This window comes from Mucilaginibacter lappiensis, assembly GCF_050433765.1.
Lineage (GTDB): Bacteria > Bacteroidota > Bacteroidia > Sphingobacteriales > Sphingobacteriaceae > Mucilaginibacter > Mucilaginibacter lappiensis_A.
In genome coordinates, this window is sequence record NZ_JBNPWP010000002.1 from 548,357 (window position 1) to 568,388 (window position 20,032).

The window sequence follows — 20,032 nt, forward strand, 5'->3', positions numbered from 1 at the left end:
GGATATATTTTTTTACTTTGTTTAAGTTATTTTAATAGGGGTATTAAATAACTAATATTTAAGCCATTCGCGTAATGCGGATGGCTTTCTTTTTGAACTAAAATTAAAATAAGTTATTGATTTTCAGATAAGTATTCTTTGGATATGAGTATGAAAAGCTGATCATTATCAATTGATTCGTCAAAACACTCCGTAAGCAATTGCTGCGCATTAGCATATTTTAACTGTTTGGCAACCATCATAAGCATTCGGCACGAGGTGATGTTTATATGTTCAAGCAGTTGTATGTACATGATCACGTCCATATCACTTAATATAGGGATTGACTGCTCTTCATCAAGGCAAAACTCATCCTTAATTATTGATTTGATGGGGTTACAGTTTTTGTCGGATGGAGTTTCGTCAATAAGCTTATATACTTCTTCCATCCTTGCAATTTGTTTCTTTACATCGTCCCAAAATTCTTTTATAGCTTGTTGCAAAGCTGTAAATGATGCAAGTTGCATAATGTGGGCAAGATTCTTGTTCAGGTAGCATTTGCCAAAATATATGCGGTTTAGGTTATGTACAAATACCTGTTTTAATAATTGCTGGTCTAAGGTAGCAGGGGTAATGTTGTCCATGATATTTAATGTAAATAGCTGTTAATTGATGGCGGTAATTCAACTAATAAAGAGCCTAAATGTTTGATTAAATGTAATATAAATAGCAGGGGCTTTATTTATAATCTGATATGCGGATATAAGCTAACTTTGCAAATTGATATACACAGCTATGAAATATAAATTAGGCGACTTTGTACGGTTTGTTGATGAAAAGATGGAGGGTTTTGTGACCCGTATAATTGACGACCAAATGATAGGCGTTACCGGCGAGGATGAGTTTGAAATACCTGTATTGGCCAGTAAGGTAACTACGGTACATGGTTATGAGCCGGCCGGATCAAAAAACGCTGTTGCTGATGATAAACCAATGCAAATAGGCGAGTTTGAAAAGAAAGGCATTTATATAGGTATAATTGCCGATGCCAAAGCCAATTCGGTAGTACATTTTTATCTGGTGAATAATACGTCGTTCCAGTTGCTTGCTGCGTTGACCACCGAAAAACAGCAGGCATTTAAAGGCGAATTTGCAGAGGCGATAGCCCCTAAGTCAACTGCGAAGATTTATTCGGCCCAACTGGCCGATCTGCAATTGTGGCCCAGGTTTATTCTGAATGTTATTTACAACACCAAACAAAATATAGAACCACCCGCTCCATTAATTATTAATGAAAAATTTAAGGCAAAAGATTTTTCGACATCTAAAAAGCCTATACCCTTACTAAAAGAGCCGGGCTGGATGATACGCCTGGATGAACCTGAAATGGTGATAGATGCCCAAAAACTAAAGGAAAGCTTTTTTAAATCGCCCGAAGAGAAAACGGTATTGGATAAACCCACAAGTGAGGTTGACCTGCATATAGAAAAACTACGTGATGACTACCAGTTTTTGCAGAGCAGTGAAATACTAAATATACAATTGGCCCATTTTCATAAAACGCTTGATGCCGGTATTGTACACCAGCTATCTGATATGGTATTTATTCATGGTGCAGGCAACGGAACGTTACGCCACGAGTTGCAGAAGGTATTGAGCAAACACCCCAAAGTGCAAACATTTATGGATGCCCGCAAAGAAAAATTTGGCTATGGCGCTACCAAAGTGATACTGAAATAACATAAAGCCCGGCCCGAAGAGTCCGGGCTTTATGTTATTTATTCAGGTTATCAACCTTGTCATAAAATTCTTTTTGCAATTGCAGGGTTGAAGTATCGGCTTTAATAGCTTTTAAGGCTTTTACAAATGTTTCAATCTCATGCTCTGCTGTAAATTTGCCTAATTCGTTGGTGGCCTTAGCGCCTTCACCCGCATAATGGTTTGGGTAAGCGGCGTACCACCAAATAGGTGTATACACATTAGGCAGGTTTAAACGGTGCTGGTTGGCCCCTGATTGATCGGCTGCACGGTCCATCTTCATCAAGTCTGGTCGTAAATATAGCAGGGTAGAGGTTTCGCCCTCGCCGGCGTGCTGATCATTTTGCGGATCGGACTTATGCATTTTAAGGTATTGCGTTGTAAACTCCTTATCGTTTTGGGGGGCATAAAAATATACCGCGTAGTTATGCCTTTTGTTAAGCAGCGACTGCATGAAAAACCTGATGAATTCGGGATTGCCGCCATGCCCGTTCAGGATCACTATTTTTTCGAAACCGTTGCGGGCTATTTCATCACAAGTGGCTTCCAGCAAATCCCATATTACTTTGCTTGGCAGTGCAAATGTGCCTGGCTGCTGTCTTGCCTCATTTATTTGCCCATAAAAATAATCAGGGAATACCACAGCATATTCTGATTTAACAGCACGGGCTGCCCACTCGCGTACATGAATGAGATCGGTACCCAGGGGCGAGTGCGGGCCATGTTTCTCCAATATTCCAAAAGGTAATATGCAGGTTTTTGATGATTTTTCAAGTGCCTGTGGAAAATCAGAAGCAACAAGTTCATCCCATCTGGCCGGTAACTGTTGTGCATAGGCAAAACCCGAAAACAGCATAGCGGTAAATAAAAGTAAATAAGATTTCATTTTGTTTACAGATAATTGGTTATTAAATAATTTGAAGAGCTGTATATGATGTGAAATTTACAAAATTACTTTTACGTAAAAATGAGTTTATCAGTAGGTAATGTGAATTTTACGTTTGTTGCTTATTTTAAATTGGGCAGGGCATAACAAAAAGCGGCTCCCTTTTCTTTAGCGTTTTCGGCCCAGATACGGCCGCTCATTTTTTCAATAAAATCCTTGCATATCATCAGGGCTACACCGGCACCTTTTTCTTTTTCATTACTGTAACGCATCTCGGCCTTGAGGTTGAATATCGATCCCAATTTTTCAGGAGAAATGCCTTTCCCTTCGTCCTGCACGCAAACTGTGGTTTCGCCCGGATGTACGGTAGCCGAAATAGAGATGGTTGAATATTGGGGCGAAAACTTTATAGCGTTGTGTATAAAATTACGATGAATAAATTGCACCAATTCTTTATCGGCCTGAATGATAACGTCACTATCAACATTATTAATAAATTTAAGGTGATACTCTTCGCCCATCAGGTTAAAGGGTTGCAAAGCTTCATCAATTAATTCTTTAAGTGACATAGAAACGGGTTGGTAGCTAAAACCCGAAAGTTGTTGTTTTATCCATTGTAATATGTTCTCAAATATCTCCAGCGAAATATTAGAGGAGTGCTCCATCGTATCAACCAGTTCCATCAACTCCTCACGCGTAAATGAATCAGTATCTTTTAAAACAGTTGCAAGTGTTTTTAAGGTGCCTATTGGTTGCCTGAAGTCATGCGCCAGAATGGATACCAGGCGGTTATTAAATCCATGATCGATCTCCAGTTTTTCATTACGCAGCTGTACTGACCTGTTTAGTGACTCGAGTGTTACGGTATGTTTTTGTTTTAAACGATAGAGGCGGTAAACGAATAGCACCGTTAATACAGTTAATAAAAAAAGTATGCCAAACACCATCATCAATACCTGCCGGTTCTCACTCCTGATTGTAGTGGCCTCCAGTTCCTGATCTTTTAAAGCGTAATCAATATAATCAAACCCCGAGGTATTGGTAAACAGCTCTTCATCATCATAAAGTTTCAATAGTTTAGCACTGTATTGCTTTACTTCGCGCAAATTATTCTGACTAATGTAAATATCATATAGTTTCTTTCCGAATAGCTTTTCATACCAGTGGTACCCTCTTAATTCGGCAATATAAAGGCCTTGTTTGTAGTAGCCTACAGCTTTATTGGTATCTGTGTCGTGGTACAGATCGCCCAGGCTTTGAATGATATCAAGGCTAAGATAGTTCAGATCCATAGCTATGCCTTCGGTAACTGCTTTTTGTAATAAACTGATGCCTTTTTCGCGTTCGTTATTTTTTAAATATAGCTGTGCCTGTATCTGATCGATAGCTAATAAAACCCGGTTATCTTTATACCTGGTGGCTATCTGTCTGGCCTGGTCAAGATAAATACTTAATGAATCTTTGGGTATTTCAGCGGGGTACATCATCAGGTAATTACAGAGCACAAGCGACATGATGGAATCCTTTTTAAGTTTGCTACCGAGATAGGAGGCTTTGTTTAAAAACTCAATTGCCTTATTGTCCTCCTTGTTCTCATTAAAAACAAGTCCAATGTTCATTAGCGCCTGAACTACGTTTGATGAATCATGTATGGCCAGGTAATGGTTATAGGCATCGTTATAATAGCGAAGTGATAATTGCAGATTGCCCTTCAGATCGTAAACTATTCCCAGCACATTTAAGGCATCAGCAATGCCTTGCTGGTATTTTAATCTTTCGGCAATAGACCTTGCTCGTTTGGCGTAGTAAAACGCGCTGTCTACATTGCTTTCATACATCAATATCCCTAAACGGTTAAGGGCATCAACATGTTTAATACTATCTGTTATATGAGGAAGTTCTTTTTTGATTTTACTGATATCCTTTATCTGGCTGTAACTACAGGTAAAGACAAATGATAACAGTATAAAAAAGACTAAATGTTTTTTCATTAATCAGTGTTTATATCAACCAATCATTTATTACTGAATTGAGGATATGTATCGTTCTACGAAATAAAATGTACAGAGTTGGGCCAATATTTAATAAATACCTAACACGCAGGTAGATAATATTTAGGTTTCTTGTTAATAGCTAAGTTAACTTATTTTATCATATCGCAGTATTTTAAATTATCAGGTTGCGCTCTTAATTAAAAAGTAATATAAGCGAAGCAAAGATCATTCGCCCCAGGCAGTGATCATTAAATTTCTGGGCCCGCCGTAATTACGATGTTCGCACAAGTAAATACCCTGCCATATACCCAGGGCAAGCCTGCCGTTGCGGATTGGGATCATTACCGAACTACCCAGTAAAGCCGCTTTTAAATGAGCCGGCATATCATCAGGCCCCTCATCATCATGTAAATAATCCGGATCATTCTCGGGAACGGTTTTACTGAAGTACATTTCAAAATCCTGCCGTACAGTAGGGTCGGCATTTTCATTAATGGTTAAGGAAGCCGAAGTATGCTGAATGAAAACCTGCATTATACCTGTTTTAATGGTACTGATCTGTTGCAGGGCGTATACTATATCGGCAGTGATCAAATGGAAACCCCGTTTTTTTTCTCTAAGCTGAAGTGCTTGCTGATGTATTTGCATGTTTTAGTATATTCTAAGTGTTTAGGAATAACAGGCATCCCACTATATGGTTACTGCATACGGGATAATTTTAAATATAGCCTTATGCAAATCATTTTCATAATGAATTTAAGCAGCTTTTTAATTGGCTATAAAAATGATAACAAACATGCCGTTTTCAGCTGTCATTATTCCTGATTTATAGTTTTTTTATATTTGTAAATAATAATTTTAATTTGTAGTATAGTGGAATTAGAAACTGAAAAATTGAGGACTATTGAAGCGAGTTTTGAGGCAGATGTTGAAGCTATAAGCAAAATTGACGCGGTATCCTCTATACTGGAAGTTATTTGCCGTAGTACGGGAATGGGCTTTGCCGCTGTTGCACGTGTTACCACCGATAGGTGGATAGCCTGCGCTGTGCGTGATGAAATACAATTTGGGCTAAAACCAGGTGGTGAATTAGTTATAGAAAGTACCATTTGTCATGAAATAAGGCAACATCATAAGGCAGTTGTTATTGACCATGTTGATAATGATGAAATTTACGCAGGCCATCATACACCACAGATGTATGGCTTTCAAAGTTATATTTCGGTGCCTATCATGCTTAAAAATGGCAGCTTTTTTGGTACGCTATGTGCCATTGATCCCAGGCCGGCCCGACTGAACACCCCGGAAACTTTAGGGATGTTTAATCTGTTTGCTGATCTTATCGCGTTTCACTTAAACGCTATAGATCAACTTAGCATAAGTGAATCCAAACTTCAGGAAGAACGTAAGACAGCAGAGTTGCGCGATCAGTTCATTGCCATATTGGGTCATGACTTGCGCAACCCGGTTGGCGCGGTATCAAATGTGGCGCAATTACTGTTGCGTATGCCACTGGATGAACGTGTAAAGCGCCTGGCTACCATTGTGCAGGATTCTTCATACCGGATGAAGGGGCTGATAGATAATATACTTGATTTTGCCAGTGGCCACCTGGGAGGAGGGATAGTATTAAACCGTACTGAAAACGAACCACTGGAAGAAATACTGAACCAGATAGTAACCGAATTGAAAGTTGTATGGCCCGGCCGTACCATTAATACACAATTCATCTTAACCGAACCTGTAAATTGTGATGGCAAACGCATAGCCCAGCTTTTTTCAAATCTGTTGGGCAACGCGCTTACCCATAGTGAAAAAGACTCGCCGGTTAGCGTAAAAGCCATTAGTAACCAAAAAGAATTTATTTTATCGATAAATAATGCTGGCGAAAAGATTCCGGAGGCTGTTGTAGATCGTCTTTTTCAGCCATTTTCGCGCGGGGAGATAAAGCCGGGACAGCAAGGATTAGGGCTTGGTTTGTACATTGCCTCAGAAATAGCCCGGGCCCACGGCGGTACATTAACCGTGTGTTCAACAGATGATGAAACATGTTTTACTTTGCAGATTCCTGTACAATAGCTTAGCTGCTAAATAACTTAATGCTGCTGGTTTATTTTTCTGGTGCAGGAAATCATAGAAATATATAGGCAAATAAAAAGCGGGACGATCATCAGATCGTCCCGCTTTTTTAAGTATTAGTATTTTGCTTACACTATCACCATGCCGCCATCTATAATAATTTCGGCACCGGTAATAAAACCAGCGGCGTCATCGCAAAGGTAAGCTACCATGCTGGCTACATCCTGAGCGGTGCCCATACGGTTTAAAGGGATCTTATTGATCAGGCTATCTTTTATGGTGCTCAATGTGGCCGCATCTAAACCAGCTTTGTTCATTATTTCTGTTTCAGTGGGGCCCGGGCTTACCGCATTCACCCTGATCCGGCGTGGTGCCAGTTCAAGTGCCGCAGTTTTCATAACCGAATTTAAAGCCGCCTTACTGGCCGAATATACTGATGAACCGGCATGATTGATACTTGCAACTATTGACGAGAGAAAAACAACAGAGGCAGCGTCACGCAAAATTGGAATAAACTTGCCCAATGTAAAATAAGCACCCTTGAAATTAATATCCATAATATCATCAAAGTGCTGTTCAGAAGCGGCTTCAATGGATGATAAGGTTGTGATACCCGCATTAATGAACAGGATATCTACCTTACCATAGCTTTCAGTAACAGTTGCTACCAGCTTTTCTGTAGCGCTAATGTCTGATTGATCGGCAACAATACCTATTACACCTAAATCGGCAGCTGCCTTTTCTACGGCTTCCTTTCTGCGCCCGGTAATGATCACTGTGGCGCCCTTTTCTTTTAATTGTTTTGCGGTGGCATAACCAATACCGCTATTTCCGCCGGTAATTACGGCTACTTTATCTTTAAAATTATTCATTTCCGTTACTTTTTATTTGTTGGTGCAAATATATCCCGCAAATGGTATAATTTTGTAACCAGTATCACAGAGTATACCAGTAACAATATGGAAACAGAAGTATCAACAGATAGTCAGACCCCGGAAATCCCAGATCTGGATATCATTTATGGGATTGATGGTAAGCGTAACCAGGCCCGCGAAATTCAGGCCCTGCAGGATACTATTTATGTAATTGGCGGTAAATGGAAATTACCCATCATCAATTCAATATGCAATGGTAATAAACGTTTCAGAGAAATTGAGCGGAGCATACCGGGCATAACCACCAGGATGTTATCAAGAGAGCTTAGGGAAATGGAATTGAACAAGCTGATCACCAGGACCGTTACACCCGGTCCGCCGGTTTTGGTAGAATACGAATCTACCGATTATTGTAAAACCTTCGGTCCGGTTATTTTAACCATGATCAAATGGGGAATTGAGCATCGTCAAAAAATTAAAGAAGGGTAAGTTAGTCCTGGCTTTCGTCCAGATTCATACGCATGGTTAACATGTGGGCTGCAAACCCTGCCTTTTCATAAGCTTTAAGCGCAGCATCGTTTTTAGCATAAACTTCCAGCCTGATTTCCATGATCTCCCGTTGCTGCGACCATAGCTTAAGCGCATCAATGATCATCCTGTTTATTCCTTTACCCCGGTGATGCGGCACCACATACATAAAACCCAGATGAGCATGTTGCTTATGTTTTAGGTATGGTTTTGAATCATCAATGCGGGCATAACCACAGCCTATTATTTCCGAACCTGTTTCGGCTACAAATATCCCAACATGGTCGGCCGCTATTAATCCGGCTATATCATAGTAATAAAGCGGCCCCTTCTTTAAAGTACTGTCGAAAGGGCGTTCGGCATCAACTAACGCTTGTTTAAATTTATGCAATACATCTAAATCTTTTAAATTGGCCTCTCTTATAATTATTTCCATATTTATATCTTGTGATGTGCCGGTAAAATTATAAGTTTAATGGTTAGCTTTTCAGCGCAACAGCAAATCAGGATCAATTTAAAAATATTTTAGTCCGTTTGTCCAATTTTAAATCCTGTGATCGTCATTAGATTTTAACACTTAAAAATTAACAGAAAATGAAAGATTTCTTATTTGTATTCAGAAACGATTATCAGGCTATGCCTACGATCTCCCCAGAAGAAACGCAGGCCTTAACACAAAAATGGATGGATTGGGTAGGAGGCATTGCTGCTCAAAGTAAACTGGCCGACCGTGGAAACCGTTTGTTCGCAACAGGCAAGGTTGTAAAAGGCGATAATGTAATTACCGATGGTCCGTACACCGAAATTAAAGAACTGATCGGCGGATATACACTTGTTAAGGCCGAATCATTGGACGAAGCTGCTGAATTAGCCAAAGGTTGCCCGATCCTGGCTTTTGGCGGAAATGTTGAGGTTAGGGAAATCAACCCGTTATAAGACCTGAGCCGATCTCAAAAAACTAAAAAAGCCATTGTATATTATACAGCGGCTTTTTTAGTTTTAATAGCTTGCCTGCCCAATATCCAGGCGGTTGATTTTACCTTTGGCATCTATATGTAGCTTAAAATAAGTTTTAAAATCGCCCCACTGATCGCTGTGGAATTTTCCGTAAACATCAAGGCCATTGTTCTCTACTTTATCAATACGGGTAAAGCGTTCATGACCAAAAGCTTTTTCAAAAAAACTTTTAAAGTTCATTTTGCGGCCATCGTCAAAAAGTTCGGCATCATCAGTAAATAAAGCGAACCATGCTTTTTTATCGCCGGCTTGCAGCGCGTCAATGGCTTTTTTTACTATAGGGTTGGTTAATTTATCGGTGTTCATGATGTTTATATTTTTTACGGTTTGAGTTGGTGTGCTTACAACTTGCCCTTGTGCTGATAAAGTGATCAGCGAAGCATAAACAAGGTAATGATTAAAGGCTTTCATTTGGTTTGGTTTTGTAATGGGTACTGCAGATATATGATTACCAGGTTCATTAAAAAAAAAGGCACTTCAATGGCCGCTCCTTTCAAATCTCTTACAGATAGCTGCAGGCAAATGATGAAAAGGATAGTGGTGGCCATCAAAAAGTTGCCAAACACAAATGTTTGAGGAAACAAGATGAGTACTGCACTTAGCAGCGTAACAATGCCGAATATAAATATACCCCGATTGCTGAAATGCCATTTGCCAAACATGTTCAGCATTTCGGGCTTGCCGGTAAGCATGGCCCAGCCTTGTTTAAAACCCATATATACTACAAACAATATAAGAAGGGAATTGATGATTTTGATTAACATGGGTTTTGATTTTTTAAAATCCATAACAGGATGATCATGATCACCCTGCTATGGATTGCTCTTTTAGACTATTATTTAATTTGTTGCGCCACCATTTACCAATAAGTGCTGACCACTTACGAATGATGAAAGATCACTGGCGAAGAACTCGGCAGCATTAGCCACATCTTCTACTTCGGCCAATCTTCCCATCGGACAGCTGTCCAGTAATTGTTTTCTTAATTCAGGATAGCTATCTGGTTCGGCAAAAATACCGGAGTGGTCAACTGCAAAAGGTATAATGGAGTTTACAGTAACACCCTTGTGGCCAATCTCTTTTGACAGGATGTCAACCAAATAACGTGGTGTGGTTTTACTACCGCCATATACAGCCATTCCGGGTACAGGGAATGATGTGGTGCTGGATGCTATATAGATGATCCGGCCATTGTTTTCCACATGTTTTGCGGCCTGTTGCATTGTAAAATAGGTGCCTTTTGTGTTGATAGAGAATACACGGTCAAATTGTTCTTCAGTAAAATCCACCACCGGAGTTTCAACCAGTTCAATACCGGCATTGGCTACCACAATATCTATTTTACCAAATTCCTTTTTTGCTTCTGTAAATAGCCTTTCCAGGTCGGCTACTTTGCTTACATCGGCTTGTACAGCAATTACCCGTACGCCCATAGCCTTGATGTTGCTTAATACCTCATCGGCCGATGCTTTATCCCTTGAGTAATTGATAACAATATCTGCACCCAGGGCTGCATAACGTTCTGCTATGGCTTTTCCTAAGCCCCTTGCTGATCCTGTAATTAAAGCTACTTTATTTTTTAGTGAGTTCATGGTTTCTAAAGTTTAATGTTGTTGTGATAAATTGATTGAAAATTTTGTCTTATATCTTGATTCTTATTTCTTACTTCTTTTTTCTTACTTCTTTCGAAAGGCTTAAGCCATAGCACCATTAATACCTATGTTTTGTGCACTGATCCATTTAGCATCGTCGCTGGCCAGAAATACTACGATCTTTGCAATATCCTCAGGTTCGCCAATGCGGTTAAAGGCTGATAATGATGCAAGGCGATCAATCACTTCCTGTGGTTTGCCTTTGGTGAAAAGCTCAGTATTGGTAGGGCCGGGAGACACTGAATTGACATTGATACCTCTTGCACCAACTTCTTTAGAAAATACACGGGTTAATTGCTCAACTGCCGATTTAGTTGCCGCATAAGTTGAATAGGTTGGAAGCATAATACGGTTATTGGAAGTAGAAAAGTTAATGATGCTGCCGTTATCTGCCAGTTTAGTAGCTGCCTCACGCAGGGTATTAAATGTACCACGTACGTTGATATCAAATTGGCGGGTAAAATCCTCGTCGGTAGTATCTTTAAGCAATTTGGTGATCATGATGCCGGCGTTGTTTACCAATACATCAATTTTACCATAATGAGCGATGGCTGCGTCAAACATGGCTTTCACCTCGTCAGATTTGCTTACATCGGCTTGTAAGGCTATGGCATCACCGCCTTGTTGTTTAATTTCATTAACGGTTTGCTCGGCAGCTTCCTGGCCACCTGCATAATTGATAATTACTTTAGCGCCTTCACTTGCTAATTTAAGGGCTACTGCTGCGCCGATACCTCTTGATGCACCGGTTACTAAGATTACTTTTTCTGATAGCGTTTTCATGATTTTTTTTCTTTGTTTGTTTTGATATAACAAAGGTCATGTTTAACGCAACCCAAAAAGTACAGATATTAAAGCATTACATACAAATATCTAAGATGTGGCAATTAACCCTTCCCCGATAGGGTTTGTGCATAAATTGATATGCTCCGTTAGGAGCTACCTGTTTGTAGCAGATCAAATCAAAAAGCAAGATTGCTCCGTAGGTACAACCTCCAATTAGCAGATAATTGCATTTGTTATTAGAGGGTAGCCTCTACGGGGCAAAGGGTATTAATACTTGTGTGCTACAAACAGGTAGCTCCTAACGGAGCATAATCCTATTGTTTTGAGAAATGTCCACATGGTAGCTGAGAAGGGGGGACTCACAAAGGTGGATCTTACGTGGCAACACCATGCTGCTTGCGATACAAAACAGGGGAGATATCAGTGTATTTTTTAAAGTAGTTACTAAAGTGATTAGCTTCTGAAAAGCCCAGCAGGTAGGCTATTTCTTTTATGGATGTGGATGAATTTTGCAGCAGGGATTTAGCTTCGGCAATGGTTTTCTCGGCTATCCAGGTGCTGATGGATTTACCTGTTTTGCTCTTGATCACATTACTTAAATAATTAGGGTGCAGGTTTTGTTCATCGGCATAATCCTGTAGCCTGTTAACCTGATGTACCTTGCCGCTGCTTAGATCGCGATAATGTTGTTCCAATGTTCGTTTAAATGTTTTAACAATTTGCGAACTGCGGTTGCCCTCATATATAGGATTATAGTCTTTCCAAAAATACTCTTTGATCTTTAACAGTAACACTACAAATAAATTACCAATGAGCCGGTTGCGGTATGGTGAGTTTGAAAAATACTCCTTGTTTATTTGCAGGTATAGTTGTTCAAATTCGGCAAATGCTTCCGGGGTTAAAACTCTTGGATGTACAGTTTCGGCAAGCAGAAAGGGGAACTCCTCGAAAATATCGGGATGAACATTCTCCTTTAAAAAAGATTCACTTAAGGTAATAAGATACGCCTCCTGTATACTAAACCACTCGTGCGATTTATAGTGCCCCGGATTGGTAAAGTATATGGTGCCGGGTATGGTATCAAAATTAAGATCATCGGTTGTATATTTTCCCCTGCCATCTTTTACAAAAACAAACGAAAAAAAATTTGGCCTGAAGACCGGCGATTTAAAAGGCAGATCAAGATGGATGTCCTTTAAATTATGAATGGTAAAATCGGTCTTATCATCAATTCCATCTGTTGGCAGTCCGAAATGGGTATACTGTTTCAGTAAAGTGTTAAAGACCAGCTTTTTTTCAGTTTCTTTCATTTAGCAGGGATACATGAATTACTTATCTATTCATGCGACCTAAAATTAAGAACAATTTTATGATTTAGCTACTGGCCTGTTTTGTTATGATTCAAAATATTCAACAGGCTCAAGGTCCTGTAACTCCTCATCCGTAAATAGCCTTGATCTGATCATAAAGCGGATGCCCATTGGTATCTCTAACGAAAAGCTGGAACCGCGGCCGGGAGTAACATCAAGGGTTAGGTGAGTATGTTTCCAGTATTCAAACTGGTCAATGCTCATGAAAAACTCGCAGCCTGCTACTTTACCTATCTTTACATCGCTGCTGCCTATTTTAAATTCCCCCTTTTCAAAACACATGGGCGATGAGCCATCACAGCAGCCACCGCTTTGATGAAACATTAACGGTCCAAACTTTGCCATGAGCTGATCTATCACTTTTTCGGCAGCGGGGGTAATGGAAACTCTTTTGGTCATGGCGGTTAATTTAATGAAGGCGCTGCAAAAACCCAATACTTTTGCAGCCACCTTCAACTACAGGACTAAAAGAAGCCCAATTTGTTCTTATTATAGGAGATCAGCATATTTTTTGTTTGGCGATAGTGGTTCAGCATCATTTTATGATTTTCCCGGCCAAAGCCTGATTTTTTATATCCGCCAAAGGGTGCGTGTGCCGGATAAGCATGATAACAATTTACCCAAACACGCCCGGCCTGTATGGCACGCGGTACCTGGTAAATTTCATGTGCGTCGCGGGTCCACACGCCTGCACCTAAGCCATACAGGGTGTCATTGGCAATTTCAATGGCCTCTTCGGTAGTTTTAAAAGTAGTTACAGAAACCACCGGCCCAAAAATTTCTTCCTGGAATATGCGCATTTTGTTATGGCCTTTAAATATGGTAGGTTTTATATAATAACCCCCACCAAGATCGTTACCAAGTTTTTGCACATCGCCACCGGCAAGCACTTCGGCTCCTTCTTTTTTACCAATATCAAGGTAGCTTAGTATTTTCTCATACTGATCGTTCGAAGCCTGCGCGCCCATCATAGTATCAGAATCAAGCGGATCGCCCATTTTAATGGCATTGGTACGGGCAATTACACGCTCCATAAACTTATCATATATATTTTCATGCACCAGCATACGTGACGGACAGGTGCAAACTTCGCCCTGGTTAAGCGCAAACAATACGGCCCCTTCCACAGCCTTATCAAAAAACTCATCATCAGCATCGCCTACCGATTCAAAGAATATATTGGGCGATTTACCACCCAGCTCCATGGTTACCGGGATCAGGTTTTCTGAGGCATATTGCATAATAAGGCGACCGGTAGTTGTTTCGCCGGTAAACGCCACCTTATTTATTTTTGATGATGTAGCCAGCGGCTTGCCTGCTTCGGGCCCAAAACCCGTAACCACGTTTAACACGCCCGGAGGCAATATATCGCCAATCAATTCCATGAGCACCATAATACTGGTGGGGGTTTGCTCTGCCGGTTTAACCACGGTACAGCAACCTGCGGCAAGCGCGGGTGCAATTTTCCAGGTAGCCATTAATAGTGGGAAGTTCCAGGGGATGATCTGCCCAACCACGCCAAGTGGTTCCTGCAGATTAATACTTACCGTAAATTCATCATGTTCAGATATGCTGCTTTCTTCTGCACGGATAGCGCCTGCAAAATAACGGAAGTGGTCAACTACCAGGGGCAGGTCGGCGGCCATGGTTTCGCGTATGGCCTTACCATTATCAATAGTTTCAACAGTTGCCAGGTAAGATAAATTATCTTCCACCACCTGCGCTATTTTTAACAACAGGTTACTGCGGTAAGTGGCCGATGTTTTACTCCAGGTTTTAAATGCTTCTGTGGCCGCATCAACAGCGGCGTCAATATCCTCTTTGGTCGACCGGGCTGCCTGGGTAAAAACCTTGCCATCAATGGGCGAAATATTATCAAAATATTCGCCTTTAACAGGTGGAACAAATTTACCGCCAATAAAATTATCGTACTTATCCTTAAAGGATGGTCTTTTAGCTACACTCATAGGTATTTTTTTAGGTTAATTGGTGATACTAAGTTAGCTGTCTGTGTAATAGGGCTTTTGCACAATACTATCAATTGAGTGCACTATTGTTCCATTTTTAAAATGAATTATAAACTATCATAAACTATCCCTAACTTGTTTTAAAATAAGCCTTTTATGAAAGAGAGAAACCTGGTATCGCCTTTTAGCCTCACCGGTAAAAAGGAGCTCAGAACACTGGTAGAAAACCGTAAAGCTTATACCTTAAATCACTGTGAACTTAATATTTACGAAACCTACGAGCGCAGCGAACTGGTGCCGCTAACCTTTAGCGACCTGGTAATTACCAGTATGCTAAGGGGTAAAAAAGTGATGCATTTATTTGATAAACCAGGTTTTGATTATTTACCCGGCGAAACCGTTATTGTGCCGCCAAACGTAACCATGACCATTGATTTTCCCGAAGCATCTGAATTAAATCCATCCCAATGTACAGCCCTGGCTATAAACCAGCAGGAAATAAACAACACGCTCAATTTTTTAAATGAAAACTACCCGCGGACCAATAATGATCAGTGGCGGCTTAATTATAAGCAGTTTCATTTTTTTAATAATTATGAGCTGGCCCAACTCATCAATAAGCTTATTAGTATAAGCACCGGTGATGTATTGACCAAAGATGTACTGGCTAATTTAACGCTGAAAGAGCTACTCATCCGTATTATGCAGATGCAGAACCTGCATGAAGTTAAAGATAATTTGAACCAGTTATCAACCGGTAACCGTTTTGCTTATATTTTGCAATACATCAAATCGCACTTAACCGAAAAGTTAAACATTGATGCCCTGAGCCAGATGGCCTATATGAGTAAAGCCAGTTTTTTCAGGGCATTTAAGCACGAACTCGGTATTTCGCCTGTAGATTATATCATCAGGGAAAGGATTCAACTGGCCAAGCAATTTATGTATAACCCCTATTGCAGTATTGCCGATGCCTGTTTTAAAGCCGGCTTTAATAACCAGCATTACTTTAGCCGCGCTTTCCGTAAAATTGAGGGAACTACACCCAGCGTTTATAAAGCAGGGATCGTAAAAGTGATCAATTAGTTTACTCTAAAAGAACCTGCAACTAACCGCCCGAAAACGAACATTTGCTTGTATCGAAACTGAACAATTGTAACTGTTTGTAAATTATAAGTGTTTGATATTTAGATATTTAAAACGATGGCATTTGCTTTGATACGTGTTTAAACAAGCAGGGAGGTTATTATGAAATATCATAAACAATTGGAGCGGCGCACGTTTACACAAGATCGTTTCGATATATTAATAAAGCGTCAAAAAAGTGGAAAAGCAACTTTTAATGAGCTTACTGAACTTGATGATATAGTGAACCGTGACCCTGCCATCCGCGAAAGTATTTTAGAGGAAATGCAGGCCCTGAACGAACCCCCTGATAACCCAAAAGTCGACGATACACTTAATGTCCAACCCTCAAAACCTCAAACGCTGCTTGATAAGATCCTGGCTTTTTTAAGCCGGTTATTTACTACATTAAAAACGGAGAGCCTAAACCCGGTCCTTTTTTAGTTGAAGCATCTTTTTATGTTTTATTGTCTGACTTAACCTTTTTCCTGTATTCATTGGGCGAGCTTCCCATTAACTTGCTAAACATCCTCGAAAAATAATACTGATCATCAATGCCTAAGCTAATGGCTATGTTTTTTATGGACAGGGTTGTAAATGAAATGTATTGACAAGCTTTTTGAACCTTAAGCTGGTTAAAATATTCAATAGGAGCATAGCCGGTTTTCGCCCTGAAAATTGCGGAAAAATGGGATGTAGATAAATTGGCAAAAGCAGAAAGGTCATCAAGCCTGATTACTTTATTGATATTATCCTGCATATACTTTATCGTCTTTTCAATGATGTTACTATCTGCATTTTCCTCCAAATGGTTGAATTTATCCTCATATATCAATGACGATAAAAAATGCGAGAAGATCATGTTAACATAGCGCAGCGCGTCGCCGCTATAACCCTTTTCAAGGTTAAAGTAGATGTCTTCAAACAGCTTTATCCTGTCTTCATTGTAGGATAAGTATGGCTTATAGTTTTCAGAGTTCTTCAGGATCAGGTCAATAATAAATGCCGATGTTTCACCCTTAAAATGTATCCAGTAAATGGTCCAGGGTTTATCCATATTGGCGGCGTATTTATGGGGAGTATTGGCAGGTATAGCTATAAACTGTGATGGTGAAACCTCTATCCTTTTTTTATTGATCTCCAGCCAGCCATAACCTTCTGTACAGTAAATGATGATGTGCTGGTTTATCCCATTGGGGCGTTCCACATAATGATGTTCAGCCTTGGGATAGTATCCAATGTCAGTTATATATATCTGTTTGGTAACCGGATCTTTACTTAAAAAATTGGTGATGATCTTTTTTGGCAACACAATAAGTTTCTGTCCCTCAAAACCCTCTCTTCGTCTTAAAGTTGTATTTTTTGCCATTTTTTGCAGGGAGATAATTAATTTATAAAGATCGGAATAATGGATCATTCCATGTTTACAAACATTAATAAAAAATATCAAAAAGCATCATAGAATATTTCATTTCAGGGCTATTTTTCAAAATACATCAACTCATTATATTAATGGCATAGCTGCCTGTTTTCTCTATAACAGGTGTAATAAACTTATAACAGGGTACTATATTTCGGTGTGGTACGTGCTGTCATAATAAAGTCCATCATTATCGTAACATTAACTATTTTTTAATCTGTTTTAATCCTTGAGATTTACATAGTAACCAATTAAACATTTATCAATATTTAAGAGTGCCTATTCTTACTCATTGTAACAATGAGTTTGCCTGTTAATTACTGATAATATAGTTTACCGGTACCAATTATAATGAAGAAGAAAATATTATTAAGCCCGCTTGTTGTTATTGCTTTAATGCTGTTTGGCCAACAGTCATATGCACAAAAAATATTTACAACCGTAAGTAAGTTATCGGTGACCGCCCAGCAGGTAACCATTACACTTGATGCCCATACCGGTATGGTGAATTATTTGTTCGCAAATGGCATCCGGATTGATAATACCGTAGCTTATATAAATGACCTTAAAGCAGGGATTGTTTCAACAGCTGATTTCTCAAAACATACCTATACTAATAAAGCTGTTCATGATAACATGGGTAATGGTATGCAATTTACTGTTACCCATAGTGATGATAAGCATCCTTTTGTGTTGGAGCAGCGTTTTACCTATTATAAAGACCATCCCTATATCCTGATCAGTTTAACCGCGAAAAATAAAGGTGCAAAAGGTGCGGTTCTGGAAACCCGCGATATTAGTCCTATTGCTGTTTTACCTCAATATAAAGGCAAGTTATTTATACCCGGTACAGCGCCTCGTATCCTTGATGTACCTTTTGATAATGACGACTGGACAAGCACCCTGGAACGGAGCTGGCCTAAAGCTGGCGCGCCAAAAAGTTCAGGCATCACTTACGAGTTTGCGGCTATTTATGATATGCTGAAAAACTCAGGCCTGGTTATAGGCAGTGTAAAGCATGATTTCTGGAAAACAGGATTGGCTTATCAAACCGCTGCTGAATTAGGTTATGTTGATTCCCTCAAAGTTTTTGGCGGAGCTTCCACCCCCGATGATCCTAAACTAAAACCGGCTTATGGCGGTAACGATGGCACCCATGATCTGGTAAAGCACGGCACTATGATAGGGCAATCAGTTAGTTCGCCGACTATATTTTTATGCGCTATGGACGATCTGCATGAGGCGTTTGTTCAATACGGGCAGGTAAATTCAACCATAAACGGTAAACAAACGTGGCAGGGTTATGCCCCGGTTTACTGGAATAGCTTTGGGGTTGAAGGTGTACTTGGTTATGAGGGTGTGATGATGCCGCCCGCAGTAGAAAAGACATCCGATTTTCTGCATACGCTTACCAACTTTAGCAGCTATTCAAAACCGGTAATGAGCATTGACTCGTACGATCAAACGATCTACTCAACCGAAGTACTGGCTAATTTGGGTAAATACTTTGCAAAAAATAACCAGCAAATGGGTTTTTATTTCATCCCATTTGCCAAATGGAGCTGGAAAGATGATATAAAAGGTACATTACCCGGTTCTAATTATGAATTAAAGGATGTATTGCTGCATGATAACGATGGAAAACCTATCATGTATAAAGATGGTAAATGGGGAGCCTATGCTATGGATCCCACGCACCCGGCCATTCGTTTGTACATCATTGAGCAGTTAAAAAAGGCCAAAGCCATTAATGCAAAATTCCTGAAGATCGATTTTCTTACAGGCGGTGCGCTGGAAAGTACCATCCGCTACAACAAAAATATCCGTACCGGAATGCAAGCCTATGATTATGGTATGAAAACACTGCGTTTTTTGGTCGACTCGATTATGGGCAAGGATATTTTTATAACCCAGGCCATCTCGCCGATGTTCCCGCACCAGTACGCACATACTCGTTTTATATCAACCGATGTTTATTCGCATTTACGTGACGACCAGCAGGGCTTTCCGCATTACGGCAGTACAGAGGCATCGCTGGCCACGGGGTCACATATGGGCTGGATGCAGGGTACATTGTTCCCTTATACCAATCTGGATGTGAGCATTATGAAAAGCTTTCAGAAAAACCCTGATCTGAGTGAGCAGGAGATCAAAGTGAGGATATATGCCATGATGGTAATGGGCAGTATTTTGGGCGATGGCTCCGATTTCAGGCAGTCACTGGCCGCCTCCCGTGCGCAGCAGTTTTTAAACAACAAACAGATTGCCGCGTTTTTTAGCAATCCTAAAGCGTTTATCCCGCTAAAAGCTGCTGATGGCGAAACATTTGATCAGCAGTTGTCATTTTATTTACCGGGGAACACCACCATGCTGGCTTTGTTCAACTTTGATAAACAAAAGAATTTTGAACAGGTTTTAACCCGCAAAACCCTGCACCTTGATCCACATAAAGATTACCAGTTTAAAGATATTTTAAGTGATAATGTAGTTGGTGAATTGAAAAAAGATGCGCCTGATTTTAAACTAAGCGCTGGCCCCACCGGTGCGGTAATGATAAAATTGGTACCGATAAATGAATAACTATAATCAAATAACG

The 20,032-nt window shown here is 40.1% G+C and carries 21 protein-coding genes; 7 read left to right on the plus strand and 14 right to left on the minus strand.

The features are described 5' to 3' along the window. Nucleotides 1–113: 113 nt before the first annotated feature. Nucleotides 114–623 carry a DUF892 family protein gene (locus M2273_RS07755; protein ID WP_429395033.1) on the minus strand — a complete coding sequence of 170 codons (510 nt, stop codon included), beginning with the start codon at nt 621–623 and terminating at the stop codon, nt 114–116. Nucleotides 624–774: 151 nt separating this feature from the next. On the opposite strand from M2273_RS07755, the gene M2273_RS07760 reads away from it, so the two are divergent. Further along, the gene (locus M2273_RS07760; RefSeq protein WP_429395035.1) at nt 775–1,719 is read left to right on the plus strand and encodes a Smr/MutS family protein; all 945 of its coding nucleotides are present in this window, start codon (nt 775–777) and stop codon (nt 1,717–1,719) included. Between the two features lie 34 nt (nt 1,720–1,753). Here M2273_RS07760 and M2273_RS07765 read toward each other — a convergent pair whose 3' ends face one another. The 3 genes from M2273_RS07765 to M2273_RS07775 form a co-directional block, all read right to left on the minus strand. After that, nucleotides 1,754–2,623, minus strand: a complete 870-nt coding sequence (locus tag M2273_RS07765; RefSeq protein WP_429395038.1) for a creatininase family protein — start codon at nt 2,621–2,623, stop codon at nt 1,754–1,756. Between the two features lie 122 nt (nt 2,624–2,745). Continuing rightward, the gene (locus M2273_RS07770) at nt 2,746–4,614 is read right to left on the minus strand and encodes an ATP-binding protein (RefSeq protein ID WP_429395041.1); all 1,869 of its coding nucleotides are present in this window, start codon (nt 4,612–4,614) and stop codon (nt 2,746–2,748) included. A 228-nt stretch (nt 4,615–4,842) separates the two neighbouring features. After that, on the minus strand, nt 4,843–5,265 hold the full coding sequence (locus M2273_RS07775) for a secondary thiamine-phosphate synthase enzyme YjbQ (RefSeq protein WP_429395044.1): 423 nt from the start codon (nt 5,263–5,265) through the stop codon (nt 4,843–4,845). A 225-nt stretch (nt 5,266–5,490) separates the two neighbouring features. Here M2273_RS07775 and M2273_RS07780 point away from each other — a divergent pair, with 225 nt between their 5' ends. Then, entirely contained in the window at nt 5,491–6,696 is a 1,206-nt protein-coding gene (locus M2273_RS07780; protein ID WP_429395047.1) for a GAF domain-containing sensor histidine kinase, read from the plus strand. Between the two features lie 128 nt (nt 6,697–6,824). Here the strand turns inward: M2273_RS07780 and M2273_RS07785 are convergent, their stop codons facing one another. After that, on the minus strand, nt 6,825–7,568 hold the full coding sequence (locus M2273_RS07785) for an SDR family oxidoreductase (RefSeq protein ID WP_429395049.1): 744 nt from the start codon (nt 7,566–7,568) through the stop codon (nt 6,825–6,827). 87 nt (nt 7,569–7,655) lie between these two features. On the opposite strand from M2273_RS07785, the gene M2273_RS07790 reads away from it, so the two are divergent. Further along, on the plus strand, nt 7,656–8,060 hold the full coding sequence (locus M2273_RS07790) for a winged helix-turn-helix transcriptional regulator (RefSeq protein WP_429395052.1): 405 nt from the start codon (nt 7,656–7,658) through the stop codon (nt 8,058–8,060). Nucleotide 8,061: 1 nt separating this feature from the next. Here the strand turns inward: M2273_RS07790 and M2273_RS07795 are convergent, their stop codons facing one another. Next, nucleotides 8,062–8,535 carry a GNAT family N-acetyltransferase gene (locus M2273_RS07795; protein WP_429395055.1) on the minus strand — a complete coding sequence of 158 codons (474 nt, stop codon included), beginning with the start codon at nt 8,533–8,535 and terminating at the stop codon, nt 8,062–8,064. 158 nt (nt 8,536–8,693) lie between these two features. On the opposite strand from M2273_RS07795, the gene M2273_RS07800 reads away from it, so the two are divergent. Beyond that, on the plus strand, nt 8,694–9,035 hold the full coding sequence (locus M2273_RS07800) for a YciI family protein (RefSeq protein ID WP_429395057.1): 342 nt from the start codon (nt 8,694–8,696) through the stop codon (nt 9,033–9,035). Between the two features lie 63 nt (nt 9,036–9,098). Here M2273_RS07800 and M2273_RS07805 read toward each other — a convergent pair whose 3' ends face one another. The 7 genes from M2273_RS07805 to M2273_RS07835 form a co-directional block, all read right to left on the minus strand. Next, the gene (locus M2273_RS07805; protein WP_429395059.1) at nt 9,099–9,527 is read right to left on the minus strand and encodes a hypothetical protein; all 429 of its coding nucleotides are present in this window, start codon (nt 9,525–9,527) and stop codon (nt 9,099–9,101) included. Beyond that, a complete protein-coding gene (locus M2273_RS07810) occupies nt 9,524–9,880 on the minus strand; it encodes a hypothetical protein (RefSeq protein WP_429395061.1) in 357 nt (118 codons plus the stop codon). The genes M2273_RS07805 and M2273_RS07810 overlap by 4 nt, the downstream gene beginning before the upstream one ends. Nucleotides 9,881–9,955: 75 nt before the next feature. Further along, on the minus strand, nt 9,956–10,708 hold the full coding sequence (locus M2273_RS07815) for an SDR family NAD(P)-dependent oxidoreductase (RefSeq protein ID WP_429395063.1): 753 nt from the start codon (nt 10,706–10,708) through the stop codon (nt 9,956–9,958). Nucleotides 10,709–10,810: 102 nt separating this feature from the next. Further along, complete coding sequence (locus M2273_RS07820) at nt 10,811–11,551, minus strand: SDR family oxidoreductase (protein ID WP_429395066.1); 741 nt, start codon at nt 11,549–11,551, stop codon at nt 10,811–10,813. A gap of 377 nt (nt 11,552–11,928) precedes the next feature. Beyond that, on the minus strand, nt 11,929–12,864 hold the full coding sequence (locus tag M2273_RS07825) for a helix-turn-helix domain-containing protein (RefSeq protein ID WP_429395068.1): 936 nt from the start codon (nt 12,862–12,864) through the stop codon (nt 11,929–11,931). A gap of 84 nt (nt 12,865–12,948) precedes the next feature. Then, entirely contained in the window at nt 12,949–13,323 is a 375-nt protein-coding gene (locus M2273_RS07830) for a DUF779 domain-containing protein (RefSeq protein ID WP_429395070.1), read from the minus strand. A gap of 65 nt (nt 13,324–13,388) precedes the next feature. Further along, nucleotides 13,389–14,891, minus strand: a complete 1,503-nt coding sequence (locus M2273_RS07835) for an aldehyde dehydrogenase family protein (protein WP_429395072.1) — start codon at nt 14,889–14,891, stop codon at nt 13,389–13,391. Nucleotides 14,892–15,047: 156 nt separating this feature from the next. On the opposite strand from M2273_RS07835, the gene M2273_RS07840 reads away from it, so the two are divergent. Next, complete coding sequence (locus tag M2273_RS07840; RefSeq protein ID WP_429395074.1) at nt 15,048–15,977, plus strand: AraC family transcriptional regulator; 930 nt, start codon at nt 15,048–15,050, stop codon at nt 15,975–15,977. A 162-nt stretch (nt 15,978–16,139) separates the two neighbouring features. Then, nucleotides 16,140–16,460 carry a hypothetical protein gene (locus M2273_RS07845; RefSeq protein ID WP_429395077.1) on the plus strand — a complete coding sequence of 107 codons (321 nt, stop codon included), beginning with the start codon at nt 16,140–16,142 and terminating at the stop codon, nt 16,458–16,460. Nucleotides 16,461–16,473: 13 nt separating this feature from the next. Here M2273_RS07845 and M2273_RS07850 read toward each other — a convergent pair whose 3' ends face one another. Continuing rightward, complete coding sequence (locus tag M2273_RS07850; protein ID WP_429395079.1) at nt 16,474–17,385, minus strand: AraC family transcriptional regulator; 912 nt, start codon at nt 17,383–17,385, stop codon at nt 16,474–16,476. Nucleotides 17,386–17,787: 402 nt separating this feature from the next. Here M2273_RS07850 and M2273_RS07855 point away from each other — a divergent pair, with 402 nt between their 5' ends. After that, nucleotides 17,788–20,016, plus strand: a complete 2,229-nt coding sequence (locus tag M2273_RS07855; RefSeq protein WP_429395080.1) for a hypothetical protein — start codon at nt 17,788–17,790, stop codon at nt 20,014–20,016. Nucleotides 20,017–20,032 lie beyond the last annotated feature (16 nt).